Annotated in this window: 1 protein-coding gene; it reads left to right on the top strand. The window is 34.0% G+C overall.

What is annotated here, in order from left to right:
- The first annotated feature begins 111 nt into the window (after positions 1 to 111).
- Entirely contained in the window at positions 112 to 405 is a 294-nt protein-coding gene (locus HC175_RS17305) for a type II toxin-antitoxin system HigB family toxin (protein WP_168026063.1), read from the top strand.
- The last annotated feature ends 116 nt before the right edge of the window (positions 406 to 521 follow it).

The raw sequence follows: 521 nt of genomic DNA, 5'->3' as shown, positions 1-521 counted from the left end.
ACTAACAGTTAATCTATTCTCTATCCTAAAATTTGCTATAAATTACGCAGGAGCTAAAAAAATAGAACTTACCAATTTGGGAATAATATATTATCTTCGTAATTAAAACAGTTGAGAGTAATTGCAAAACGAATATTACGAGAATTCTGGGGAAATTATCCCGATAGCGAACAGCCATTACAAGCCTGGTTCCGGGAAGCTACAAAAGCAGATTGGAAAAGTCCCAACGAAATAAAATCTCAATACTCATCAGCAAGTATATTGAAAAACAGTCGAATGGTTTTCAACATTTGTGGGAATAAATATCGACTTATTGTGGAAATTAATTTTCCCAGGAAATGGGTCTTCATAAGATTTATTGGCACCCATAAGGAATATGGTACTATAGACGCAAATAATATTTGATATGGAAATAAAAGCAATTAAAACTGAGCAAGATTATAACCAGGCATTGAAAAGATTAGAGGAAATTTTTCATGCAGAGATTGGCACCCCCGAAGGAGATGAAGCTGAAGTGCTAT

The organism is Salinimicrobium oceani, assembly GCF_012037645.1.
This window is presented reverse-complemented; position numbering and strand designations above follow the sequence as displayed.